Genomic DNA, 23,308 nt, shown 5'->3' on the forward strand with positions numbered 1-23,308 from the left:
CATGGAATTCCTCGTGGCCAGCGGCATCGGCGTGCTGACCGCCGCCGGCATCTACCTCGTGCTGCGCCTGCGCACCTTCCCGGTGATCGTCGGCACCGCCCTGCTGACCTATGCCGTGAACGTTTTCCTGTTCGCCTCCGGCCGGTTGACCGTGGGGGCGCCGCCGATCCTGACGGACGCCGAGCGTTACGCCGACCCGCTGCCCCAGGCTCTGGTGCTGACCGCGATCGTGATTTCCTTCGGGATGACAGCCGTCGTCGTCGTCATCGCCCTCGGCGCCTATCTGGGGTCTGACGACGACCATGTCGACGAGCAGGAAGGCGCCCTCGACACCGCCCGCAAGCTGGAGAGTGCCGAATGAGCCACTGGATCGTCACCCCGGTCGTGCTGCCGGCGATGCTGGCCGCGATCATCGTGCTGCTGTGCCGACATCATCCTGTGCTGCAGCGCATCTTTGCACTGGCCGGAAGCGGGGCGCTGCTCGCCGTCGCCATCGGTCTTTTCGTGCAGGCGTCCGGCGGCACGATCACGCTCTACCAGCTCGGCGACTGGCAGGCCCCGTTCGGCATCGTGCTTGTCGCGGATCGCCTGTCGACACTGCTGGTACTGCTGACGGCGGTGCTGTCGATCTTCGTGCTGCTGCACGCCATCGGCACCGGCTGGGACCAGCGTGGCCGGCACTTCCACGCGCTGTTCCAGTTCCAGCTGATGGGCGTGATGGGCGCCTTCCTGACGGGCGACCTCTTCAACCTCTTCGTCTTCTTCGAAGTGCTGCTGATCGCGTCCTACGGGCTGATGATCCATTCGGGCGGAACGAAGCGGACGCAGGCGGGCACGCAATACGTACTCTACAACCTCCTCGGCTCCACCCTCTTCCTCTTCGCGCTCGGCACCCTTTACGCGGAGACCGGGACGCTCAACATGGCGGACCTGGCGAACCGCGTGGCCCAGATCGCGCCCGAGAACAGCGCCGGCATCCGCACCGCCGCGGTGCTGCTGGTCATCGTCTTCGCCATCAAGGCGGCGATCGCGCCGGTGCATTTCTGGCTGCCGGCCTCCTACGCGGAGGCGCCTGGCCCTGTCGCCGCGCTGTTCGCGATCATGACAAAGGTCGGCGCCTACGCGATCATTCGCGTGTACACGCTGGTTTTCCCGCCGGAACTGGAGCTTACGCAGGGCCTTCTCGAAATGTGGCTGCTGCCGCTGGCGCTGATTGGGCTGGCCGTCGGCATGATCGGCGTATTGGGGGCCGTGCGACTCGACCGGATGGTGACCTTCGCGGTGATCGGATCCATGGGCATGCTGACGGCGGCCGTGGCGCTCTTCACCGCAGAGGGGATCTCCGCCGCGCTCTATTACATCGTGCATTCGACGCTGGCGACGGCGGCCCTGTTCCTCATCGTCGACCTGGTGGAAGAGCATCGCGGTAGCCGCGGGGCGGAACTGTCCACCGCGCCGCCGATCCCCGGCAACTCCATCCTCGCCGGCATGTTCTTTGTCGCCGCCATCGCCATGGCGGGCCTCCCGCCGCTCTCGGGTTTCCTGGGCAAGCTGCTGATCCTCGACGCGGCCTTCGACAGCCCGCTCGTCGTCTGGACCTGGGCGGTGATCCTCGGCACCTCCCTGGTGTCCGTTGTGGGTTTCAGCCGCGCCGGCTCGACCGTCTTCTGGAAGGCGGCCGAGTGGGAAGAACGGATGGAGGCCGCGTCCGACGATCCCGCCACCCAGATGGACAACGTCGCCACCACGCCCGAGGCGCCGGCCCGGCCGCAGCCGATCCTCCCGCTGGTGACGATCGGCGGGCTGATCGGGCTGATCGTGCTCTATACGATATTCTCCGGGCCGGTGTCCCGCACCATGACCGCCACGGCCGAACAGCTCTTCTCGCCAGAGCCCTACATCTCCACCGTGCTCGACACGCCGGGCAAGGAAATCGATTATCACGGCGACTACGAAGAGGACGGCGACGGCGGCGAGGACCACGCGGACGAGGACCAAGGCGCCGGGTCCGGTGACCACGGAGCGGCCGCAGAGACCGATGGCGACACCGCAGAGGAGGCGCATTGATGAAGAGCCTGACCCGCGCGGTACTGCCGCATCCGCTGCTGACCCTCCTGCTGATCGTCACGTGGTGCCTGGTGACGAATTCCGTCGCCCCGGGGACGTTCGTGCTGGGCACGATCCTCGGCGTGCTGATCCCGATGGGCACGTCCGCGTACTGGCCCGGCGCGCCCAACGGGCTGCGCGCAGGCAAGATGCTGGTCTACCTCGTCATCGTCGTGTGGGACATTCTCCTCGCGAACATCGCCGTCGCCTGGATCGTCGTGACACGCTCCAACCGCGCGATGCGGTCGACCTGGGTGGCGATCCCGCTCGACATTCGCACGCCCGAGGCGATCACCATGCTCGCCGGGACGATCACGCTGACCCCCGGCACGGTGTCCGCCGACCTCTCCGACGAGGGGCATACCCTCCTTGTGCATGCCCTCGACGCCGAAAGCCCCGAGGACGTGCGCGACGAGATCAAGCAACGCTACGAACGCCGGCTGAAGGAGATCTTCGAATGACCGAATCCTTCGTCACCTACGCGATCTGGCTCGCCTTCGGCTGCGTGTCCCTGGCGCAGGTCCTGGCCATGGTCCGGCTCATCAAGGGGCCGAACACGTCCGACCGGATTCTCGCGCTCGACACGATGACGGTAAACGCGATCGGGCTGATCGTCATGCTGGGCATTGCGCAGGGCACACAGATCTATTTCGAGGCGGCGCTGATCGTGGCGATGCTCGGCTTCGTGTCGACTGTCGCCTATTGCCGCTTCGTTCTGCGGGGGGACATCATCGAATGACCTTGGACCTGGTTCTCGACATCGCCATGGCCGCAAGCCTCGTGATCGGCGCGCTTTTCACCCTCGTCGGCTCCTTCGGCCTTCTGAAGCTCGACGACGCGATGAAGCGGCTGCACGCGCCCACGAAGGCCAGTACGCTCGGCGTCGGCGCGCTGCTTCTGGGATCGAGCCTCGCCGCCTTCGGCCGGGGGGAGCCGTCGCTGCAGGAAGTGCTGATCCTTGCCTTCCTGTTCGTCACAGCGCCCATCTCCGCGCATTTCATCTGCAAGGTGAACCTGCACCGGCGGAGCTGCGACACCCCGCCAACGCCCGCCAAGGATCAGACCTGGGCAACGCTCGACACCGCTGGCGACGAGACCCGCTGAACGCCCGCGCCGAAAATCCCGATCAAGATACTGGGCCGATTTTCCCCGAAACATCGGCGTTTCACTCCCCGAGCGCGATACCTTCGCGCCGCGGATCGGCGGCGCCGCTGAGGCCGTCGGTCCCGACCGCGATGGCATGAAGGCCCGAGGTCAGCGCGCGCGTTTCCGTCTCGAAGCCGATCTCGGCCAAAGGACCCGCGAGTGCCTCCGCCACGGTGCCGGCCTCGAGATCCATCGTACCGAAGCGATTGACAAGATGCGGCGCCGCGACCGCCGCCTGCACGTCCATGCCGAAATCGATCACGTTGATCACCGCCTGCGCGACGTAGCCGATGATCCGGCTGCCGCCCGGGGACCCGACCACCAGCACCGGCGCCCCCTCCTGCATCACGATGGTCGGCGCCATGGAAGAGCGCGGCCGCTTGCCCGGTTCCACCCGGTTGGCGATGGGCCGGCCGTCCTCGTGCGTGGCGAAGCTGAAATCGGTGAGCTCGTTGTTGAGCAGGAAGCCCCCTGGCGCGAAGAGGCGCGAGCCGAAGCCGTTCTCGATCGTCGTGGTCATCGACAGCGCGTTGCCCGCCGAGTCGACGATGGAGATATGCGAGGTCGAGGGAAACTCGATCGAGGCATCATCGCCCCAGAGCGCCGCGTGATCCCAGTCCGGCGTGCCCGGCGCCACCGTCTCGAGCGCCGCGTCGCGCCCGGCGATCAGGCCGGCCCGCTGGCCGAGATAGGCCGGATCGGTCAGTCCCGCCGTCGGCATCGGCACGAAATCGGAATCGGCCATGTACCGGCCGCGGTCCGCGAAGGCGAGCCGCGAGGCATCGCCGATCAGCCGCCAAGTCTCCGCGTCGTCGGGTCCGCCGGCAAGCTCGAACGCCTCCAGCGTGCCGAGGATCTGCCCCACCGTCAGCGCGCCGGAGGACGGCGGGCCCATCCCGCACACCTCGTGCGCGCGGTAGTCCACGCAGACCGGCGCGCGTTCGCGGACCTCGTAGATCGCGAGGTCGGTCTCGCTCAGAAGGCCCGGGTTGCCCTCCGCCCCACGCACCGTCTCTACCACCCCGCGGGCGATGTTACCGGTATAGAACGCGTCCGCCCCGCCCTTCGCGATCGCCAGCAGCGTCTGCGCGTAGGCGGGGTTCACCAGCGTGTCGCCGGCGGCGATCGGCGTGCCGCCCGGCAGGAAGTAACTCGCGGTCGCCTCGAACCGAGACAGCCGCTCCCGGTCCTCGGCGACCAGCTCTGCGAGGCGTGGCGAGACGGTGAACCCACCCTCGGCCAGGCCGATGGCCCGGTCGAAGAGGCCGTCCCAGTCCTGCGTGCCCCAGCGCGCATGCGCCGCCTCGAGCAGCGCCGGCGTTCCGGGCGTGCCGACCGAGCGGCCGCCTACCACCGCGTCGAAGAAGGCGAGCGGTTCTCCGGCCTCGTCCTGGAAATAGCGCGGTGTCGCCTCCAGCGGCGCGGTCTCGCGCCCGTCGAGCGTGGTCAGCTCGCCGGACGCAGCATCGTACCACACGAGGAACGCGCCGCCACCGAGACCGGAGCTCTGTGGCTCCACCAGCCCCAGCACCGTCTGCACGGCGACCATCGCGTCGGCCGCACTCCCACCGTCCCTCAGCACGTCTGCCCCGGCCTCGACCGCAAGCGGGTTCGCGGCGGCGACCATCCACTCCTGCCCCTGCGTCGGCCGTCCCTCCGCCTTGGCGGCGAGCGCGGCCTGCGCCGCCTCCGACAGGGGCCCGAACGCCGCGGCGGGCCCGGCATCGGCCGCGGCCTCGGGCGCCACCGTGTCGGCGGCCTCTTGCGCGACGGCCGGCAACGCGGCGACGAGCAGGATTGGCAGTGCAAAGGTGGCGCGACGCATGGGCACTCTCCGGGGTTGGGACACGTGCCCAGAAGGATGGACGCACGCGCCCCGATGTCCACCGGAAGTTCACGCCCGGAGCGCTTGCCCTCCGTCTCTCTGACCGCTAATCAGCGAGGAGGCGCCGGTATAGCTCAGCTGGTAGAGCAACTGATTTGTAATCAGTGGGTCGGGGGTTCAAGTCCCTCTGCCGGCACCATGCTTGCCCCCTGATGTCGAGGCTGCGGGTGGCTCCCCCGAATTCGTCCTTCTGCGATCCACCTTTCCGCGCCGCTTCGGGCGCATATGGTGGAGCAAGGCTGCGGCAGTCTGAGGGGGAGTGGCTTTACCCCGAGAGTGGTAAGACCCTGCTACGTAACGGGAAGGAACTGGGCCGCCAGGACCGCGAACAACGCCGCGCCGAGCCCTCCCTCGACGAAGTAGCCACGCAGCTCGGCACGTCGCTTCGCTCGAATTTCGCTCTCGATTTCGCTGCGGGACATGAGTTTTGCCTTTTCTGATGGGCTACTTGGCGCGTCTGAAGTCGCGGTGGCCTCACAGTGGTCCGTGATTGCCTGCCGCCACATCGTGATACGCCCCTGACGTCCGAAAACGAATTGGGTTTGGGGATATCGCTCCTAGCCGAGCGGATAGGTCGAGTAGCGAGTGTCCCCTCGCTCTCCCAAACGAGCAAGTGACCGACGACGGAACGGGAAGCGGAAGGTGAACCGGAAGCCGACGTCCCTCAGGCTGCGGGAGACGGCCGACCGGAAGAGACGGAAGTCATCCGGGCCTGCGACATCGCGCGCGCAGGCCGCGGGCCACTATTCGGCGGCTCTGAAGCCCCTGAATATGGCCAGCGTCAGCAACAGCATCACGAAAAGGCCAAGGATATCGCCGATGGCGTAGAACAGCAGGACCTGAACGGCATTTTCCGGTACGACAAGGCCGCCGAATACGATGCTCTGCCCAATCGAGTTCACGATCGATGACACGATACCGATCATGAAAAGCTGCTGCCAATTCAGATGAGGGTTCGCTCCCGCATATGCGTCCTCTCCCGAGAGGCGCAGCGCTTCGAAGACCAGATACCCCGAAAGTGCCCCGACCGCTATGGATTCCAGCAGGACGGGCTGCATGATTTCCAGAAGGCTGCCGTCCGTGAAAATCAACTCGGAGGCGAATGCACCGGCAAACAGTCCCGGCAGTGCCTGCCAGCGCAGCAGCCAGACGGCGAGCACCCGCACACCGTGCGGCAGGTAGAGCAAGCTGGCAAAGTCCGTCGTATCTTGGAAGAGGGCATATTGCAGAGGCGTGATGACCAGAGCAGTGGTGGCGTGCGCAATCACGTAGAGACACGCGACCAGCGCGGTTCCGGCAAGCACCCTGACCGGTTTCAACCCGCCTTTCAGACCCTGCAAGCGGCCCCCTGCTCTCAGTTCAATCGACGAGCCGGATCAGCGACGTAAGCACGAAGCTCATCCTGTACGGGGTCCGGTTTGTCGTCGCCAACGCGCAGGTCCGCATCCATCTGATTCAGTATCAGAGTGATATGCCGACGCGCGGGTTCGTCCACGATATAGCTGAACAAGGCCTCCAACAGAAACTGAACCCTGCTGTACCGTTCGAAGTGCTCCAGCCGTTTGTCGGCAAGTTTGTAGTTCAGTTCCGCGTTCTCTTCGCTCAGTTTGCGGATCTTCTCGTCCTTGTCTCGCTCGTCCATATTGTCGTATTCCAGAAATCGCATTCCACCGTGAACTACGGAGTGGATTAAAATTCGGTATCATTGGAGGCGCAAGCCCATATCATCTGAGCGACCGGAAAATGTGTTTGTCTGTTCCGTGTATAACGCGCCCAACGCGGTAACTGCGATACCGACCGTGTTCGCCCCGGCCATCTCACCCGGACCCTGTGGGGTGTCGTGACATCGAAAATCTGCGGCGTGCGCCGCGCTGACCGCCGTCCCGGCCCGAAAGCGCGCCGCGCTGACTCAGCCCGAATACCGGACCGTCACGCTCTGCGCGATGGGCTGGGCATCGTCCACGGTCTCCATGAACGGCGCATCGCAGGCATCGCGGCCGACGCCGATCAGGACGGCGTCGGCTTCGGTGCTCATGCCCGTCGGGTCCACGAGGTGCCAGCCGTCGTCCAGCCAGACCTCGGCGACGGCGTGGAAATCCGGCGGCTCCACGCCCGGCGCATAGGCCGACGCGTAGCGCGCCGGAATGCCCGCGGCCCGCGCAAGGGCGCACACCATGTGCGCGAAGTCCCGGCAGACCCCCTCGCGCCGCGCAAAGGTGTCGAGCGCGGTTGTCCCGGCGTCCGAAGAGGCCGGGACATAGGCAATTTCAGTGGCGACCCAGTCGCGGATCGCCGCGACCTTCGCACCGCCCGAGAGGCCGCCGAAGCGCTTGTTCGCGAACGATCCGAACTGGTCGGACTGGCAGAAGCGCGACGGGCGCAGATACCCGAACGCCTCGGCCGGAAGCTCGGGCAGCGGCGCGGCGGCGTGCCGCTCGAGGTGCGGCGCCGGCCGGGTGACGTCGACCTCCGCCCGGTAGCGCAGCCGAAGCTCGTCGATCGCGAGACGCGCCCAGATCCGCGTCCCGAGGCCGCTTTCCCCCTCGATACGGTGCACGACGGCTTCCTCGATCGCGATGTTGTCGTGCAGGACGGATTGCCCCCCGCAGCGGGCCGCCTCGATCGCGAGCAGGACGGTGCGGCTGGGGCCGATGCTGTAGGTGAGGCCCAGATCGATCGAGACTTGCAACTTCGGCTCTCCTTCCGGGCAAAGACCGTCACAGATGGGCGCATGGGTGGGGCCGCGTCAACCCGGCGACGACGGTTCCGCCCTCGCCTCGCTGTCCACGAGGTCGCTTGACCGCCCCGTGCAGAAAATGCTCACATTTTGATCAAGGCGCCCGGAATACCGGCGGACTGACCGGGCGGCCGCGAGCGGCGCCCATCAGGCCGGCCCGGTCGTTGAGGCCCGGGGTGCACGCCGGATAGAAGCACCATGTTGAATTTGGGGGACAGACCATGAGGCACCACTTCCTGACCGCGGCCTTCGCCTGCGTTGCCGCGACCGCCGCGCAGGCCCAGACCGAGATGCCTTTCGCGCTCGACTGGAAATTCGAGGGGCCGGCGGCGCCGTACACCATGGCGATCGAGACCGGCCTCTTCGAGGACAAGGGGCTGAGCGTGACCATCACGGAAGGCAACGGCTCTCTCGACGCGATCCCGAAGATCGCCACGGGCGCATTCCCGGTGGGCTTTGCCGACATCAATTCGGTGATGCGCTTCAAGGACCAGAATCCCGACGCGCCGGTCGCCGCAGTGATGATGATCTACGACAAGCCACCCTTCGCCGTGGTCGGGCGGCGTTCGCTGGGCGTCGAGGCGCCGAAGGACCTTGAAGGCAAGGTGCTGGGGGCGCCGCCGCCGGACGGCGCCTGGGCGCAGTTCCCGATCTTCGCCGCCGAGAACGACCTCGACATGGACGCGATCACCGTCGAGCCGGTGGGCTTCCCGACACGCGAGCCGATGCTGGCACAGGAAGAGGTCGACGCGGTCACCGGCTTTTCGTTCTCGTCGACGCTGAACCTCGAACGGCTCGGCGTGGCGCCGGACGACATCTCGGTCCTCCTGATGGCCGATCACGGCGTCGACCTCTACGGCAACACGATCATCGTGAACACCGACTTCGCGGAGGCCAATCCCGAGGCGGTCACGGATTTCCTGACCGTGATCGCCGAAGGCTGGGCCGCCGCCATCGCCGACCCGGAGGCCGCGGTTGAGGCGCTCTTGGAGTACAACCCCGCCGCCGACGCGGAGCTGGAGACGCGGCGCCTGCAATTGTCGATCGACGACAACGTCGCCACCGATTTCGCGCTCGAGAACGGCATCGGCGGCATCGACCCGGAACGGATGGAGCGTGCCATCGAACAGACGCAGACCGTCTACGAATTCCAGAACGGTGTGCCGGCGGTGGAGGACGTCTTCGACGACAGCTACCTGCCCGACGCCTCCGCGCGCATGCTGCAGTGACAGGAGCCGGGGCGCCGCGAAGGTGCCCCGCGTGCCCATGACAGATTTCCTCTCCATCCGCGGCGTGCGCCACGCCTACGCGACCGAGGCCGGCCCGCTGCCGGTGCTGGACGGGCTCGACCTTTCCGTGCCCGAAGGGCGGTTCTGCGCCGTCGTCGGCCCGTCGGGCTGCGGCAAGTCCACGCTCACCCGGCTGGTCGCGGGCCTCATGCGCCCCGACGAGGGCGAGGTCTGGCTGGACGGCGCGAAGGTGACGAGCCCGCGCAAGAGCGTGGGCATGGCCTTCCAGAACCCCGTCCTGCTGGAATGGAGGACGATCCTCGACAACGTGATCCTGCCGCTGGAGATCGTCGATCCCGGCATGTCCCGGCGCAACCGAGTCGCGCGGGCCGAGGCGCTTCTCGACATGGTCGGGCTCTCGGGCTTCGAGGACAAGCGCCCGTCTGAACTGTCGGGCGGGATGCGTCAGCGCGCCTCGCTCTGCCGGTCGATCGTGCACAAGCCGTCGGTGCTTATCATGGACGAGCCCTTCGGCGCGCTCGACGCCTTCACGCGCGAGGACCTGTGGCAGACGATGCGGTCGCTCAAGGCCGCCGAACCCTTCACCGCCGTCCTGATCACCCACGACCTGCGCGAAAGCGTCTTTCTGGGCGATCAGGTCGTGGTGCTGTCGGGCCGGCCCGCGCGCACGCAACACGTGCTCGACGTCGATCTGCCCGAGGACCGCGACATCGACACGCTCTACACCCCCGAGGCCGGCGAGATGCTCCATACCCTGCGCGAAGAGATCCGCATCGCCCAGGGCCGCGGCACGGAGGCCGCCTGATGCGCAAGCTGAGCCAGATCGCCGTGCCCGTCGGCGCGCTCGTCGTCTTCGCGATCCTGTGGGAGGCGCTGGTCTGGGCCAATGGCTGGCCTGATTACGTCATGGCCTCCCCCTCCGACCTGCCGCAGGCCTATGCGCGGTTCTGGGAGCTGTTCCTGACCGGCGCGTGGCAGACGCTGTGGCGCACGGTGGCGGGGCTGCTGATCGCGGTGGTGATGGGGCTGATCCTCGGCATGGCGATGGGGTTCAGCCGGATCGCGCGCGACGCGCTCTACCCGCTGCTGGTGGGCTTCAACGCCATCCCCAAGGCGACGCTGGTGCCGGTTCTGGCGCTTCTCTTCATCGGGCAGCACGACTTCAACACCGTGCTGATGGCGGCGCTCATCTCCTTCTTCCCGATCGCGGTGTCGGTGGGGATCGGCCTCTCGACGCTGGAGCCGGAATACCGCGACATTCTCGCCGCGCTCGGCGCCTCGAAATTCACCATCTTCCGAAAGATCGCGCTGCCCAAGACCCTGCCCGAATTCTTCGGCGCGCTGAAGGTGTCGGTCACGCTGGCCTTCATCGGCACCAACCTGGTGGAGATCGTGTCGCCCCACGGCAAGGGCCTCGGCGCGCTGTTCCTGTCGGGGCAGACCAATTCCAACTACCCGCTGATGTTCGCGGTGCTGATCGCACTCGCCGTGCTCGGCATCGTGCTCTACTACGCCGTGGTGTTCCTCGAACGCACCTTCGCGGGCTGGGCGGAGCGCACGGGCTAGCGTGGCGCCCCGGCCGGGCCGGGGCGCCACGCCGGATCAGACGAGGTTGCGCGGGATCGACACGTCCCAATCGGTGTCACGCACAAGTTCTTCGCCGTGCCAGGCGCGCAGCCGCGCGACGATGCGGAACGCCTCCGCGTCGCCGGTCAGGCGGGTGTCGGTCACGGTCTTCACGTGCCAGCCCTCGCGCTCCATTTCGTGCGTCCACGTCACCTCGCCCATCGCCGAAAGCGGATCGGCCGGCAGCACGCTGTAGCGTTCGTGCCCTTCCGAGGAATGGCGGAAGTCCTGCGGATTGATCGTGGCGTCGCCCTCGTGGTCGCGGATCTCCACGGTGACGCGGCCGGTGTCGCGGTCCTCGGTCACCGACCATTCCGCCTCGGGCGGGGTGTCGAAATCGACGTCGAGCGGCGGGCCGGCCCGCGGCGCGTCGAAATCGGGCGCGATGTCGGCACCGGGATCGCGCAAGGGCAGCGACAGCTCCGACCGGCCCGGCAGGACGGTGAGCGTCACCGCCTCCGGCGCGGGCCAGGCGATCGGGAAATAGCTGGTGGAGAGCGCAAGCCGGATGCGGTGCCCGGCGCGGAAGATCTGCGCGACGTGCTTGAACGGCACCTCCACCGTGGTCTCGGCCCCCGGCTCCAGCGGCTCCGGCGTCTCGTGCCCGTTCCGGTGCGTGAGGTTGAGAAGCCCGTAGCTCACCCGCGTCGCCGCGCCGTCCGGCGCCACGTCGACGAGCCGCACCGCCACCTGCGCGACGGGGCGGTCGCTGCGGAAGGTCAGCGTCAGGCGCGCATCGCCGGCGATGGCGGTGTCTTCGGCCAGCGGCTCGGTCTCGAACACGAGGCTGCCGGCATCGTCGCGCCGCTGGTCGCCCGGCTGGTCGCCGGGATGCGCGTAAGAGCACCACTTGCCCGCCTGCACCCCGACCCAAAGCGGCGAGCAAACGGCCACCGGCGCATCCGGCCGGTCGCCGCCCTGCCCCAGCGTGCCGTCAGAGCCGAGCGAAAATCCGGTGCGCGTCACGTTCGTCGAGGGCCACGCCGGTTCGGTGATCCAGCGCCCCTCGCGCCGCTTGTAGTGGCTGCGCGGCGCGGCGTGGTCCTGCAGGAACAGCCGCAGCGGCGGCTCGTCCATGATGCCGGTGTCCCGGCCCTTCATCCAGTAATCCCACCACCGGGTTTCCTCGGTCAGCCAGTCAATGGCCGGGCCGGGTTCGCCCAGGTGTGGGTACTTGTGCGCCCACGGGCCGACGATGCCCTTGGCCGGGCTGCGCAGATTTTCCACCAGCCGGAAGACCGCGCGGCAATAGCCGTCGGCCCAGCCCGACACCGCGTAGACCGGCACCTCGATGTCGTCCCAGTTCTCGCAGACCGAGCCGTGTTTCCAGAAATCGTCGCGCGTCTGGTGCCCCAGCCATTCCTCGAGCCAGAGGCCCGAGCCGTCGAGCCGCGCCTCCCACAGCTCGCGCCAGCGCTCGCCCACATGCGCGGGGTCCGGCGGCAGCGTGTTGATCCCGAACATCACCGACGCCCATGACAGCTGATCGCCCAGAAGCGTGCCGCCCATGTAGTGGATGTCGTCGGCATAGCGGTCGTCGGTCGAGCAGATCGTCACCACCGCCTTCAGCGCCGGCGGGCGGAGCGCCGCGATCTGCAGCCCGTTGAACCCGCCCCATGAGATGCCGACGATCCCGACGCCGCCGTCGCACCACGCTTGCTCGGCAATCCAGGCGATGGCGTCGCAGCCGTCCTTGAGCTCGATCTCGGTGTATTCATCCTGCATCACGCCGTCGGATTCGCCCGTGCCGCGGATGTCGAGGCGCACATAGGCGTAGCCGTGACCGGCCAGCCAGGGCGCGCGGGCGGCGTCCCGCTCCAGCGTCTTGTCGTTCTTGCGATAGGGAATGTATTCGAGGATCGCGGGCACGGGCCGCGTCTCGGCATCCTCGGGCATCCAGATCCGCGCGGCAAGGCGCGTGCCGTCCGGCATCGGGATCTCGACGTGTTCAAGCTCGCGCACGTCGCGGGGCAGGTCTGTATCGATATGCATGGGGTCTTCCGGCTATGGCGGGGGGCGCACGGCCTTATCGCCGCCTCCCGCGCCGAAGTCCATGCACCAAGGCTATTCCTGGATGTCGGTGAACTCGTAGTTGAGCCTCTTCATCACCTGCTCGTAATTCCACAGGAGCTTGGACTGCTTGTTCGCCCCCATCCAGACGGAGGCCACCGCAAAGCTGTAGGCGTCCTGCTCGGGCAGTTCGGAAAGCTGCATGCCACGTTTCACGTAAGAGACGATGCGCGTGCCTTCCACCTGCTCGGCGGCGACCTCGATCTCCGCGCGCGACGGGGCGCGCGCGACCGTCGCGTCGCGGAAGAACACCCGGTAGAAGAATTCCGCTGCGACGTTGTCGGGCCCTTCGCCCTGCGGCATGTCGGGCTTTCGCCCGAGGCCGAGATCGATGGTCACCTGCTGGTGCGACACGCCGTCGACCATCTCGAAGAGGTCGCAATGCGATTGCGCGATGCGGGTGTTGATCTCCAGCAGCCAGATCTTGTCCTGCACCTCGTCCCAGTAATACTCGATGTTGAAGCCCGCGTTGTCATAGCCGATGTGGCTCATGATCGTGCGCGTGATCTCCCACATCTTGTTCTGCACCTTGCGGGGCAGCTGCGACGGATAGAGGTAGTAGAAGAAGCTCAGCACCTGCGGATAGCGGATCGAGTCCACCGTGCCGTAGGGCACGACCTCGCCGTCGTGGACGTACCCCTCCACGGTGCATTGCCGGCCGCCGATGACCTGTTCGGCCATGCAGTAATGGCCCTCGACCGCGCGGATCTCGTCCGGCAGGTCGGCCTGGCTCAGGACGTGATCGAAGGGCTCGCCGATGGTGCGGATCTCGGCGCGCAGCTTCTCGATCGCGTAATCGAAATCCTCGGGGCTGTCGATGCGGAAGCCGAGGCGCGAGCCCGACGACTTGATCGGCTTGACGAAGAAGGGAAAGCGCAGATCCGCCTCGCCGATCTTCGACAGCGCCTCGTCGTCGAAAGGGTCGAAGGCGGTGAATTTCGGGATGTGATCCGGGATCGCCTCCTTCATCACCGCGCGCGACCAATACTTGTGTTCGCACTTCAGAAGCGCCTCGAGCGAGACCTGCTTGGTGCCGTATTTCTTGCACAGGATCGGCAGCATGGTGGAGACGGGAAAGTCGATGTAACCGACGATGGCGTCGATCGACCCGTCGAAGGCGTCGAGCGTCGCCTCGGCTTCCTTCAGCATCGCGGGGATGTCGAAATCCTGCGTCTCCGACACCTGCGCCGGGGTGAGAAGCTGATGGAAGACCACGTCCTCCACCCCGCGCAGGCGCTTCAGACGCTCAGCGTTATGGTCGTTCAGACCGACGACGAACACGTTCTTGCTCATGGATCCCCCTTGCACGGCGCGCGGCCGGATGCGGGCCGCGCGCCTTTCGCGTCACTCTTGTCGTTGTTCAGGTCCGCGCGAGGTCGGCCTGCTTGGGGAAGCTGCGGCCCTTGAGGCGCGCCGTCGTCCCCTCGATGTCGTCAACGAGCAGCAAGAGGAAATCGCCCTGCGTCGCTTCCTCCATGGCGCGCTCCACCGCCTCGGCCTCGCTCATGATCACCTCGACGCGGCCGGCGGAGCCCGCCTCTTTCGCGCCCTCGGAGATGAGCTTGGCGACCTCGCCTTCTGCGCGCCCCCGCAAGTCGGATTCGTAGACAAAGACCGCGTCGCACATGCCGGCGAGTTCCGCGCCGAGGCCCTTAAGGTCCTCGTCGCGGCGGTTGCCCGGCGCCGTCGACACTGAGATCCGGCGCTGCGTGCCGAGTCCGGTAACCAACGGCGCGAGCGCCTTCAGAGCCGGGACATTGTGGCCGTAATCGATCAGGCACTTCACGCCGTCCGCCTCGAAATAGTTCGTGCGTCCGGGCATCTGCGCCGGCGTCGGGTGGAAGGTCAGCAGACCCGCGCGAACATCGTCGATCTCCAGCCCGTGCGCCAGCGCCGCCGCCGCGGCGGCCATCGCGTTCTGGACGTTGAACGGCGCGTGCCCCTCGAAGGCGATGGGCACGTCGTTGACCTCAACGATCTGCACCGTGACCTTGCCGCGCAGCAGCACGATCCAGCCGTTCTTGACGGTCAGCACCATGCCCATCTCGCTCAGATGCTCGGCCAGGGCGGGGTTGTCGGGATCCATCGTGAAATAGATGATCTCCCCCCGCGCCCAGTAGGTGCCGTGCTCCATCACCAGAGGATCGTCGGCGTTGAGCACGCAATAGCCGCCCTCGCCCTTGCGCTTGACCGCGTCGACCACGACCGTCTTGCAGCGCGCCAGTTCCTCAAGCGTGTGGATGTCCCGCTCCCCAAGGTGGTCGGAGGCGATGTTCAGAAGCACGCCCACATCCGCCTCGTCGAAGCCGAGACCGCGCCGCATGATGCCGCCGCGCGCCACTTCCAGCACGGCGTGCTCGACCGTCGGTTCGCGAAGGACGGCCTGCGCCGCCGCCGGTCCGGAATAGTCGCCGCGCAGGATCACGTGGTTGTCGATCTCCACAGTGCCGGTGCAGCCCATGCCCACGGACCAGCCTGCCTGCCGCAGGATATGTGTGGTGAGACGGGTCGTCGTGGTCTTGCCGTTGGTCCCGGTGATCGCGGTGATCGGGATACGCCCGTCGTCCGTCTGATCCGGGAACAGCATGTCCACGACGTGCTGCCCGACCGGCCGCGGGGTGCCGTGCGTCGGCGCCATGTGCATCCGGAAGCCGGGGCCGGCGTTCACCTCCACGATGCCCGCCGATTGCTCCTCGAGCGGAAGCGACAGCGTCTCGCACAGAAGGTCGATGCCGATGATGTCGAGCCCGACGATCCGCGCCACCCGCTCCATGGTGAAGCGCATCTCGGGATGCACCTCGTCGGTCAGATCGGTGGCGGTGCCGCCGGTGGAGATGTTGGCGGTCGCTTTCAGGAACGCCAGCTCGCCCTCCGGCAGCACGGTGTCGAGCGTCAGTCCCGCCTGGTCGAGCATCCGGCGCGTCTGTTCGTCCACGTGGATCTGCGTGAGCAGGTTCTCGTGGCCGACACCGCGGCGGGGATCCTTGTTCGCCTCGTCGATAAGCTGCTGGATCGTGTGCTTGCCGTCGCCCTCGACATGGGCGGGACGCCGCCGCGCGGCGGCGACGAGCTTTCCGCCGATCACCAGAAGGCGGTGATCCTCGCCCTTGATGTAGCTTTCCACGATGACGCCGGTGTTGTCGTCGCGGGCGCGGGCCAGGGCCGCGTCATAACCAGCCCTCAGATCCTCGTCCGAGGCGATGTCGGTGCTCACGCCCCGGCCATGATTGCCCGAGAGCGGTTTGGTCACCACCGGCCAGCCGATCCACGCGGCGGCCTCCTGCGCCTCCTCGAAAGAATAGCAGGTCTGCCCGCGCGGCACGGCGATGCCGGCATCGGCGAGCACCTGCTTGGTCCAGTCCTTGTCGTCAGCGATGGAGTGGCCGATGATCCCCGACCCGTCCGTCACCGTCGCCTGGAAGCGGCGCTGCTTCACCCCGTGGCCAAGCTGGGTATAGCTCGTCCCTTCGGTGAGATTGTAGGACGGGATGTTACGCTCTCTCGCGGCATTGACGATAGAGCCGGTGGAGGGGCCGAGCGCGTTGGCGTCCCGTACTTCTTTCAGGCGGTCGATGTGCGGCTGCAGATCGACCTCGGCACCGTCGTAGAGCTTTTTCACGATATCGACGGCCGCCTCGCCGGCGGCAAGGCCCGTGGCCTCGTCGCGGTAGCGGTAAACGACGTTGTAGACGCCCTTCTGGTAACTATCGACGGTCTTGCCATAGCCGACAGAGAACCCCACGAGGTTCTGCATTTCGATCGCCACGTGTTCGACCATGTGCCCCGCCCAGGTGCCGTTGCGCACCCGTTGCAGGAAGCCGCCCGGCTCCCCGACAGAACAGCGATGGTCGTGTATCGTCGGCATCAGCGCCTCGAGCCGTTCGGCTATGCCGTCGACCTGGTCGCTGGACCTGTCCTCAAGTTCCTCGATGTCCAGGCGCATGTAGATCGCCTGGTAGCGACTATAGTAGTTCGGGCCACGCAGCGCGCGGTGTTCAAGTATACGCAATCCTATGCTCCAGCCTTTCGGCCCTGAGCTCGTTGGGTCCCAGGACCCGCCGGTCCTTCAGGCAGTAAGCGTAGCCCTCGACCAGCGCGTGCATCCTAACGTCGGAAACCGCAACCGGTTCCCCGTCGGCGAGATCGAACACATTCGATCCGCTGATACCCGTGCTGTCAACCAGGATGACGTGGCCCGGCCCGAAGGCTCGGATGAGATCGCCGTCGAACTGCACCGCCGCATCCTCGCCGAGGCCGACGCCGAGGTATTCGGGGTTGGTCGCCCCGACCTCCATCAGCCGCGAGAACCGCCCGCGCTCGAGGAAATGGGTGTCGATGATGACTCCTTCGACGAAACCGAAGCCGGCGCTCATCTTCACCGCGCCCTTGCGCAGTGCGTCGTCGGCCGGGCCGCCATAGACCATCGTGCGCGACTGGCAGGCCGCGCCCGCCGAGGTGCCCGCCACCACCGCGCCGTCGGACCAGTGCTTGCGGATCTCCTCCAGCGCCGGCGAGGCGCCGAGGATGTTGGTCAGCCGCATCTGGTCGCCGCCCGACAGGAAGATCACGTCGGAGCGGCGGATCATCTCCAGGAACGTCTCGTCCGCGGCGTCGGCGCGACTGCGGATGCGGATGTCCAGAACCTCGGCCGCGCCGTGATGTCCGAAGGCGTCGCGGTAACCGGCATAGACGTCGTCCGGCACGGAGCTGGCCGTGGTTATGATGCCGACCACCGGCGCCTCCTTGGGCGTGAGCGCCATGACGCGGCGCAGGATGGCGGATTCGGCGTGCTTCTCCTCTGCCCCGCCGATGGCGATCAGCGGGCCCTTGGAGGAGATCTTTACGGGCATGTTCATCACGTAGGGGCTCCGGGGTCTGGACGTCTGTGACATAAACCTTGCGCCGATCATATCATCAAGCGATTAACTTCCACGCATCTTGTCGTGAGATCCCGCGCCGCGATGCGTGTTTGCCACATGAAATTGTGCCGGAACCGGTAAGTCAGCCCAGTTCTTGTGCATTGTAGGGAGGCTACATGGCCCCGACAGAAGGTTTTTCCCTTGTCATCCACGGCGGGGCGGGCGTGCTTCCGCGCGAAAAGATGACGCCTGAGCGCGAGGCGGCATGCCACTCGGCGCTGGATCGCGCGCTCTCTGCCGGTGAGGAGGTGCTGCGCGCGGGGGGCAGCGCGCTCGACGCCGCGACGGCCTCCGTGGTCGTTCTGGAGGACGAGCCGCTCTTCAATGCCGGGCACGGCGCAGTCTTCACCCGCGACGGCAAGCACGAGATGGATGCCGCCGTCATGGAGGGGCGCACGCGTTTCGCAGGCGCCGTCGCCGGCATCTGCGGGCCGCGCAATCCGGTCCGCCTCGCGCGCGCCGTCATGGAGCGCACGCCCCATGTCCTGATGATCGGAGAGGGCGCGCTCGCTTTGGCGCGCGAGGCCGGGATCGCCCTTGAGGACGAGAGCTATTTCTTCACGCAGGAGCGCTGGAACAGTCTGCAGGAGACTCTGCGGATGGAAGCCGAGGGCGCGCTCGACGACGACCCCTCGCGCCGGCACGGCACGGTCGGTGCGGTGGCGCGCGACGCGGACGGCAACCTCGCGGCTGCGACCTCCACCGGCGGGATGACCGCCAAGCGGCCTGGCCGCGTCGGCGACAGCCCGGTGCCCGGCGCCGGCACGTATGCCGACAACCGAACCTGCGCGATCTCGGCCACCGGCGACGGCGAGGCGTTCCTGCGCCTGTCGGTCGCGCACGAAGTCGACGCACGGATGCGGCTCGCCGGCGCAACGCTAGGGGATGCCGCAAGCGCCGTGATCGGCGAGGAGCTGACCGCGATCGGCGGCGGCGGCGGCCTGATCGGCGTCGGCGCGGACGGCTCCATCGCCGCGCCGTTCAACTGCGAAGGCATGTATCGCGGCTGGAGCACCGACTCCGGCGCGCGCGGCACCGCGATCTACTGACCGGGCGGGCGCCGCCGATCGCCGCGCGGCGCCTTGCCATCCCCCCTGCCCCGCCCCAGTTGGCACCCTTGCGCGGGGCTCCGGCCCCCGGCTTGGGCAGGACAGGGAAACGAGCCATGAGCGACCAGGAATGGTGGCGCGGCGCCGTCATCTACCAGATCTATCCGCGGTCCTTTCAGGACGACAATGCCGACGGTTTCGGGGATCTCGCCGGGATCACCCGGCGCCTGCCGCATGTCGCGGACCTCGGGGTGGAGGCGATCTGGCTGTCGCCGGTGTTCCCCTCGCCGATGGCCGACATGGGCTACGATGTCTCCGACCACCGCGACATCGACCCCTCCTTCGGCACGCTGGCGGAGTTCGACGGGCTGGTCGCGCGCGCCCACGGCCTCGGCCTGCGGGTGCTGATCGACCAGGTGCTCTCGCACAGCTCCGACAGGCACCCGTTCTTCACCGAAAGCCGCGCCTCGCGCGACAACCCCAGGGCGGACTGGTACCTCTGGGCCGATCCCAAGCCCGACGGGATGCCGCCCAACAACTGGCAGGCTGTGTTCGGCGGGCCCGCCTGGGAATGGGACGTGCGTCGCAAGCAGTACTACTTCCACACCTTCCTCAAGGAGCAGCCGGATTTCGACTTCAACAACGGCGAGGTGCAGGCCTGGGCACTCGACACGCTGCGCTTCTGGCTCGACCGCGGGGTGGACGGCTTCCGGCTCGACGCGGTGAACCACTACCTGCAGGACCCGCACCTGCGCGACAATCCGGTCGACTGGCGCGAGAAGACGGAGCCCGACTACAAGACCTACGAGATGCAGTTCCCGCAATTCTCCAAGAACCGGCCCGAGAACCTGCCGTTCATGGAGGACATGCGCGCGCTTCTCGACAGCTACGACGCCCGCGTCTTCGTCGGCGAGGTGGGCGAGTCCCACTACCCGGCGGAGCGGCTGGCCGACTACACCGCGCCGGGCCGGCTCCACATGGCCTACACGCCCGAGCTGATGGGCGAGAAATTCTCGGCCGCGCATGTGCGCCGGCAGATCGAATGGCTGCGGCAGGAAGCGCCCGACAGCTGGCCGTGCTGGGCCTTCTCCAACCACGACGTGCCGCGGCACATGACCCGCTGGGCGCGTTTCGGACAGAGCGAGGACGCGCTCGCCCGGCTCTGCGCGGCGCTGCTCCTGTCGCTCGAAGGTTCCGTCTGCCTCTACCAGGGGGAGGAGCTGGGACTGCCGCAGGCCGACCTCGACTACCACGAGCTTGTCGACCCAGAGGGCCGCGTCTTCTGGCCCGACAACAAGGGGCGCGACGGATCGCGCACGCCGATGCCGTGGGAGGGCGACGCTCCGCATGGCGGGTTCTCGCAGGCGGAGGAAACCTGGCTTCCGGTCAAGCCGCCGCACCTGGCCCGCGCGCTCGACCGGCACGATCCCGAGGACGGAATCCCCGCCTTCTACGCCCGGATGATCGCCCTGCGGCGCGCACACCCTGCCCTGCGCACCGGGCAGAGTACATTCGCCCAGACCGAGGAGCCGGTCCTCGCCTTCTGGCGCGGGGGGACGCATTTCTGCGCCTTCAACCTCGGCCCCGACGCGGCTGACGCGGACCTGCCGGACGGACTGACGCCGCTGTTGACCACGGACGGCGTTGCGGCGGGCGCGTCGCTGCACCTGCCGGGCAACGGCGTCTTCATCGCGCAGAGGGGCTGAGCCCATGGCCGCGACACCACACTGGTGGCAGAGCGCCGCCGGCTACCAGATCTATCCCCGTTCGTTCCAGGATTCGAACGGCGACGGGATCGGGGACATCCCCGGCATCCTCTCGCGGCTCGATCACCTTGCCGATCTCGGGATCGGCTTCGTCTGGCTCTCGCCGGTCTACCGCTCGCCCATGGTCGACAACGGCTACGACATCGCCGATTACCGCGACATCGCGCCGGAATTCGGCACGCTCGCCGACATGGACCGGCTGATCGCGGAGGCCCGGGCCCGCGGCATCGGCATCGTCATGGACCTCGTGGTCAACCATTCCTCGGACCGCCACGCATGGTTCGAGGCGGCGCGCACCTCTCGCGAGGCGCCCGAGCACGACTATTACATCTGGCGAGACCCGGCCCCGGACGGCGGCCCGCCGAGCGAACTTCAGGCCTGTTTCGGCGGCCCGGCCTGGACCTTCGCCCCGGAGGTCGGACGCTATTACCTCGGCTTCTTCAGCCCGGCGCAGCCCGATCTCAACTGGCAGAACCCTGCGCTCCGGCGCGAGATCTACGACATGATGAACTGGTGGTTCGACCGCGGCATCGCGGGCTTCCGCATGGACGTGATCAGCCTCATCGGCAAGGACGTGGATGCGGGCCTCTTCGAGGAAGGCCCGGACCTGCACCCCTTCCTGCAGGAGATGCACCGCGAGACGTTTGCCGGCCGGGACGTCGTCACCATCGGCGAAAGCTGGTCGGTGAGCCCCGAGACCGCGCCGCTTTACTGCGGGCGAGACCGGGGCGAGCTCGACATGGTGTTCCAGTTCAACCACGTCGTGCAGGGCTGGGACCCGGTCCACGGCAAGTGGAAGCCGCGGCCCTTCGATCTGCCGCGGATGAAGCGGGTGCTGAACGACTGGCAGGCGGCGCTGGCCGAGGACGGCTGGAATTCGCTCTTCCTGTCGAACCACGATCTGCCGCGGCACGTGTCGGTGTACGGCGACGACGGAGCGCATCGCGTCGCCTCCGCCAAGGCCTGGGCGACGGCGCTGCACCTGATGCGCGGGACGCCCTTCGTCTACCAGGGCGAAGAGATCGGCATGACCAACCGCCGCTTCGCCGACCTGTCGGAGTTCCGAGACCTCGAGACGCTGAACCACCACGCCGCCGAGACCGCGCGCGGCGTGAGCGAGGACGATTTCCTTGCCGGGGCCAACATCACCAGCCGGGACCACGCCCGCACGCCGATGCAATGGAGCGCCGCGCCCGGCGCCGGCTTCACCGCCGGCACGCCGTGGATCGGGCTCAACCCGAACCACGAGTGGATCAACGTCGCCGCGGACCGGGCGGACCCGGACGGCGTTTTTGAACGGTATCGGCGGCTGATCGCACTGCGGCGTGACCATCCGATCTTCGTCACCGGGCACCATACGCCGCTCGCAGAGGATCATCCGGCGGTGCTTGCCTACCTGCGCGAGGACGCAAGGCAAACCGCGCTGGTCGTCGCCAACCTCACCTCCGCGCCGGCGGTGCTTGATCTGCCCGAGGAACTTGCGGGGACGTATTCCGACCTTATCCAGGGCGGCGCGGTGACGCTTGACCGGCTCGTGTCTCTGGAGCCGTGGGAGGCGCGGGCGCTCCTGCGAGAGAGCTGAGCGCGCTCAGACGCGGCAAGGAGAGGCAGCACCCCGGTAGCGCTGATCGGTGTCCGCGCTCACACGCGTTTTCGACGTTCCGGCGTCAGCCGCTCGGACCCTCGCGCAGGGTCAGCCCACTCTCAGTGTCGAAGAGGTGGATCTCTTCCGCCGGCAGGCCGAGCGTCACCGTCTCGCCGATTTCCACGCCGGTCTGGCCGGGGCTGTGCATGGTCAGCGCCCGCCCGTCCCGCGTCGTGCCGTAGATGTACGACTCGCCGCCGAGCTGCTCGACCGTGTCCACATCGATCGACAGCGCGCCCGCCGGGTCCGGCCGGAGCGCCGTCGGCCGGATGCCGAGCGTCGCGGCCTGCCCCGCCCGCTGCGCAAAGCCCTCTTCCGGCAGCGCGATCCGCTCGCCGCTCGGCAGCACCAGCGCGGTGCGATCCTCCGCCACCGTCCCGGCGAGGAAGTTCATCTTGGGCGAGCCGATGAACCCGGCAACGAAGAGGTTCGCGGGATGATTGTAAAGCTCCAGCGGCCGCCCGAACTGCTCCAGCCGGCCGAGGCGCAGCACGGCGATCTTGTCGGCCATGGTCATCGCCTCGACCTGATCGTGCGTCACGTAGATCATCGTGTTGCCGAGCCGGCGGTGCAGGCCGGCGATCTCGCCCCTCATGCCCACACGCAGCTCCGCGTCGAGATTGGACAACGGCTCGTCGAACAGGAACACCTTGGGCTCGCGCACCACCGCGCGGCCGATGGCCACGCGCTGGCGCTGGCCGCCCGAAAGGTCCTTGGGCCGACGGTCCAGAAGCGGGTCGATCTGCAGCATCTTCGCCACCGCCTCGATCTTCTCGGCGATCTCGCGGCGGGGCGTGCCGATATTCTCCAGCCCGAAGCTGAGGTTCTGGCGCACCGTCATGTGCGGATAGAGCGCGTAGGACTGGAAGACCATCGCGAGGCCGCGGTCGGCGGCGGCGACGCGGTTCACCACCTCGCCGCCGATGGCGATCTCGCCGGCGGTGATGCCTTCGAGCCCCGAGATCATCCGCAGAAGCGTGGACTTGCCGCAGCCCGACGGGCCCACGAACACGCAGAATTCGCCGTGCGCGACGGCCAGGTCGATGCCCTTGATGACCTCGGTGGTCCCGAAGCTCTTGCGCACGTCCCTGAGTTCGATGCTGGCCATG

Annotated in this window: 21 protein-coding genes and 1 tRNA gene; 12 read left to right on the top strand and 10 right to left on the bottom strand. The window is 67.5% G+C overall.

From position 1 onward, the window contains the following. Window position 1 precedes the first annotated feature (1 nt). From F3H57_RS07435 to F3H57_RS07455, 5 genes are read left to right on the top strand one after another with little or no spacing between them, the layout of a single operon-like run. Entirely contained in the window at window positions 2–361 is a 360-nt protein-coding gene (locus tag F3H57_RS07435; RefSeq protein WP_149755278.1) for a Na+/H+ antiporter subunit C, read from the top strand. After that, complete coding sequence (locus F3H57_RS07440) at window positions 358–2,067, top strand: monovalent cation/H+ antiporter subunit D (protein ID WP_149755279.1); 1,710 nt, start codon at window positions 358–360, stop codon at window positions 2,065–2,067. Before F3H57_RS07435 ends, F3H57_RS07440 begins: the two co-directional genes overlap by 4 nt. Beyond that, entirely contained in the window at window positions 2,067–2,567 is a 501-nt protein-coding gene (locus F3H57_RS07445) for a Na+/H+ antiporter subunit E (protein WP_149755280.1), read from the top strand. The genes F3H57_RS07440 and F3H57_RS07445 overlap by 1 nt, the downstream gene beginning before the upstream one ends. Next, the gene (locus F3H57_RS07450; protein WP_149755281.1) at window positions 2,564–2,845 is read left to right on the top strand and encodes a K+/H+ antiporter subunit F; all 282 of its coding nucleotides are present in this window, start codon (window positions 2,564–2,566) and stop codon (window positions 2,843–2,845) included. The genes F3H57_RS07445 and F3H57_RS07450 overlap by 4 nt, the downstream gene beginning before the upstream one ends. Beyond that, window positions 2,842–3,210 (top strand): Na+/H+ antiporter subunit G, encoded by a 369-nt coding sequence (locus tag F3H57_RS07455; protein ID WP_149755282.1) that lies wholly within the window; start codon window positions 2,842–2,844, stop codon window positions 3,208–3,210. The genes F3H57_RS07450 and F3H57_RS07455 overlap by 4 nt, the downstream gene beginning before the upstream one ends. A gap of 61 nt (window positions 3,211–3,271) precedes the next feature. Here the strand turns inward: F3H57_RS07455 and ggt are convergent, their stop codons facing one another. Further along, window positions 3,272–5,077, bottom strand: coding sequence for a gamma-glutamyltransferase (ggt, locus tag F3H57_RS07460; RefSeq protein ID WP_149755283.1), 1,806 nt, complete (start codon window positions 5,075–5,077; stop codon window positions 3,272–3,274). A gap of 123 nt (window positions 5,078–5,200) precedes the next feature. Here ggt and F3H57_RS07465 point away from each other — a divergent pair. Beyond that, window positions 5,201–5,276: transfer RNA gene (locus tag F3H57_RS07465), tRNA-Thr, on the top strand. Window positions 5,277–5,427: 151 nt separating this feature from the next. On the opposite strand, the gene F3H57_RS22775 is transcribed toward F3H57_RS07465, so the two are convergent. From F3H57_RS22775 to F3H57_RS07480, 4 genes are all read right to left on the bottom strand, one after another. Next, window positions 5,428–5,559 carry a hypothetical protein gene (locus F3H57_RS22775; protein ID WP_262504494.1) on the bottom strand — a complete coding sequence of 44 codons (132 nt, stop codon included), beginning with the start codon at window positions 5,557–5,559 and terminating at the stop codon, window positions 5,428–5,430. A gap of 321 nt (window positions 5,560–5,880) precedes the next feature. Continuing rightward, complete coding sequence (locus F3H57_RS07470; protein WP_149755284.1) at window positions 5,881–6,477, bottom strand: hypothetical protein; 597 nt, start codon at window positions 6,475–6,477, stop codon at window positions 5,881–5,883. Between the two features lie 14 nt (window positions 6,478–6,491). Then, on the bottom strand, window positions 6,492–6,779 hold the full coding sequence (locus F3H57_RS07475; RefSeq protein WP_149755285.1) for a hypothetical protein: 288 nt from the start codon (window positions 6,777–6,779) through the stop codon (window positions 6,492–6,494). A 267-nt stretch (window positions 6,780–7,046) separates the two neighbouring features. Continuing rightward, complete coding sequence (locus tag F3H57_RS07480; RefSeq protein WP_149755286.1) at window positions 7,047–7,826, bottom strand: transglutaminase-like domain-containing protein; 780 nt, start codon at window positions 7,824–7,826, stop codon at window positions 7,047–7,049. Between the two features lie 269 nt (window positions 7,827–8,095). Here F3H57_RS07480 and F3H57_RS07485 point away from each other — a divergent pair, with 269 nt between their 5' ends. Genes F3H57_RS07485 through F3H57_RS07495 form a run of 3 tightly spaced genes read left to right on the top strand, consistent with a single transcriptional unit; the run spans window position 8,096 to window position 10,690 of the window. After that, window positions 8,096–9,103, top strand: coding sequence for an ABC transporter substrate-binding protein (locus F3H57_RS07485; RefSeq protein WP_149755287.1), 1,008 nt, complete (start codon window positions 8,096–8,098; stop codon window positions 9,101–9,103). Window positions 9,104–9,140: 37 nt separating this feature from the next. Continuing rightward, window positions 9,141–9,929 carry an ABC transporter ATP-binding protein gene (locus F3H57_RS07490; RefSeq protein ID WP_149755288.1) on the top strand — a complete coding sequence of 263 codons (789 nt, stop codon included), beginning with the start codon at window positions 9,141–9,143 and terminating at the stop codon, window positions 9,927–9,929. Continuing rightward, complete coding sequence (locus F3H57_RS07495) at window positions 9,929–10,690, top strand: ABC transporter permease (RefSeq protein WP_149755289.1); 762 nt, start codon at window positions 9,929–9,931, stop codon at window positions 10,688–10,690. The genes F3H57_RS07490 and F3H57_RS07495 overlap by 1 nt, the downstream gene beginning before the upstream one ends. 36 nt (window positions 10,691–10,726) lie before the next feature. Here F3H57_RS07495 and F3H57_RS07500 read toward each other — a convergent pair whose 3' ends face one another. From F3H57_RS07500 to F3H57_RS07515, 4 genes are all read right to left on the bottom strand, one after another. Then, a complete protein-coding gene (locus tag F3H57_RS07500) occupies window positions 10,727–12,742 on the bottom strand; it encodes a CocE/NonD family hydrolase (RefSeq protein ID WP_188129626.1) in 2,016 nt (671 codons plus the stop codon). Window positions 12,743–12,814: 72 nt separating this feature from the next. After that, on the bottom strand, window positions 12,815–14,113 hold the full coding sequence (locus F3H57_RS07505) for an ATP-grasp domain-containing protein (RefSeq protein ID WP_149755290.1): 1,299 nt from the start codon (window positions 14,111–14,113) through the stop codon (window positions 12,815–12,817). 67 nt (window positions 14,114–14,180) lie between these two features. Continuing rightward, window positions 14,181–16,829: a cyanophycin synthetase gene (gene cphA, locus F3H57_RS07510; protein WP_149755291.1), complete on the bottom strand. Its 2,649-nt coding sequence runs from the start codon at window positions 16,827–16,829 to the stop codon at window positions 14,181–14,183. Continuing rightward, window positions 16,816–17,676 (bottom strand): cyanophycinase, encoded by an 861-nt coding sequence (locus F3H57_RS07515; protein ID WP_149755292.1) that lies wholly within the window; start codon window positions 17,674–17,676, stop codon window positions 16,816–16,818. Before F3H57_RS07515 ends, cphA begins: the two co-directional genes overlap by 14 nt. Before the next feature lie 179 nt (window positions 17,677–17,855). On the opposite strand from F3H57_RS07515, the gene F3H57_RS07520 reads away from it, so the two are divergent. The 3 genes from F3H57_RS07520 to F3H57_RS07530 all read left to right on the top strand — a co-directional run bounded on the left by F3H57_RS07520 (window position 17,856) and on the right by F3H57_RS07530 (window position 22,136). Next, entirely contained in the window at window positions 17,856–18,788 is a 933-nt protein-coding gene (locus F3H57_RS07520; protein ID WP_149755293.1) for an isoaspartyl peptidase/L-asparaginase family protein, read from the top strand. Between the two features lie 116 nt (window positions 18,789–18,904). Further along, window positions 18,905–20,494 carry an alpha-amylase family glycosyl hydrolase gene (locus F3H57_RS07525; RefSeq protein ID WP_149755294.1) on the top strand — a complete coding sequence of 530 codons (1,590 nt, stop codon included), beginning with the start codon at window positions 18,905–18,907 and terminating at the stop codon, window positions 20,492–20,494. A gap of 4 nt (window positions 20,495–20,498) precedes the next feature. Then, complete coding sequence (locus F3H57_RS07530) at window positions 20,499–22,136, top strand: glycoside hydrolase family 13 protein (protein ID WP_149755295.1); 1,638 nt, start codon at window positions 20,499–20,501, stop codon at window positions 22,134–22,136. 85 nt (window positions 22,137–22,221) lie between these two features. Here the strand turns inward: F3H57_RS07530 and F3H57_RS07535 are convergent, their stop codons facing one another. After that, window positions 22,222–23,307 carry an ABC transporter ATP-binding protein gene (locus F3H57_RS07535; protein WP_149755296.1) on the bottom strand — a complete coding sequence of 362 codons (1,086 nt, stop codon included), beginning with the start codon at window positions 23,305–23,307 and terminating at the stop codon, window positions 22,222–22,224. Window position 23,308: the final 1 nt, after the last annotated feature.

Origin of the sequence: Roseivivax sediminis, assembly GCF_900112685.1 — a bacterium.
Classification (GTDB): Bacteria; Pseudomonadota; Alphaproteobacteria; order Rhodobacterales; family Rhodobacteraceae; genus Roseivivax; species Roseivivax sediminis.

Coding starts and splice junctions, on each gene's coding strand:
- F3H57_RS07435 (WP_149755278.1), top strand. CDS start 2: ATGGAATTCCTCGTGGCCAGCGGCATCGGCGTGCTGACCGCCGCCGGC.
- F3H57_RS07440 (WP_149755279.1), top strand. CDS start 358: ATGAGCCACTGGATCGTCACCCCGGTCGTGCTGCCGGCGATGCTGGCC.
- F3H57_RS07445 (WP_149755280.1), top strand. CDS start 2,067: ATGAAGAGCCTGACCCGCGCGGTACTGCCGCATCCGCTGCTGACCCTC.
- F3H57_RS07450 (WP_149755281.1), top strand. CDS start 2,564: ATGACCGAATCCTTCGTCACCTACGCGATCTGGCTCGCCTTCGGCTGC.
- F3H57_RS07455 (WP_149755282.1), top strand. CDS start 2,842: ATGACCTTGGACCTGGTTCTCGACATCGCCATGGCCGCAAGCCTCGTG.
- ggt (WP_149755283.1), bottom strand. CDS start 5,077: ATGCGTCGCGCCACCTTTGCACTGCCAATCCTGCTCGTCGCCGCGTTG.
- F3H57_RS22775 (WP_262504494.1), bottom strand. CDS start 5,559: ATGTCCCGCAGCGAAATCGAGAGCGAAATTCGAGCGAAGCGACGTGCC.
- F3H57_RS07475 (WP_149755285.1), bottom strand. CDS start 6,779: ATGGACGAGCGAGACAAGGACGAGAAGATCCGCAAACTGAGCGAAGAG.
- F3H57_RS07485 (WP_149755287.1), top strand. CDS start 8,096: ATGAGGCACCACTTCCTGACCGCGGCCTTCGCCTGCGTTGCCGCGACC.
- F3H57_RS07490 (WP_149755288.1), top strand. CDS start 9,141: ATGACAGATTTCCTCTCCATCCGCGGCGTGCGCCACGCCTACGCGACC.
- F3H57_RS07495 (WP_149755289.1), top strand. CDS start 9,929: ATGCGCAAGCTGAGCCAGATCGCCGTGCCCGTCGGCGCGCTCGTCGTC.
- F3H57_RS07500 (WP_188129626.1), bottom strand. CDS start 12,742: ATGCATATCGATACAGACCTGCCCCGCGACGTGCGCGAGCTTGAACAC.
- F3H57_RS07505 (WP_149755290.1), bottom strand. CDS start 14,113: ATGAGCAAGAACGTGTTCGTCGTCGGTCTGAACGACCATAACGCTGAG.
- F3H57_RS07515 (WP_149755292.1), bottom strand. CDS start 17,676: ATGAACATGCCCGTAAAGATCTCCTCCAAGGGCCCGCTGATCGCCATC.
- F3H57_RS07520 (WP_149755293.1), top strand. CDS start 17,856: ATGGCCCCGACAGAAGGTTTTTCCCTTGTCATCCACGGCGGGGCGGGC.
- F3H57_RS07525 (WP_149755294.1), top strand. CDS start 18,905: ATGAGCGACCAGGAATGGTGGCGCGGCGCCGTCATCTACCAGATCTAT.
- F3H57_RS07530 (WP_149755295.1), top strand. CDS start 20,499: ATGGCCGCGACACCACACTGGTGGCAGAGCGCCGCCGGCTACCAGATC.
- F3H57_RS07535 (WP_149755296.1), bottom strand. CDS start 23,307: ATGGCCAGCATCGAACTCAGGGACGTGCGCAAGAGCTTCGGGACCACC.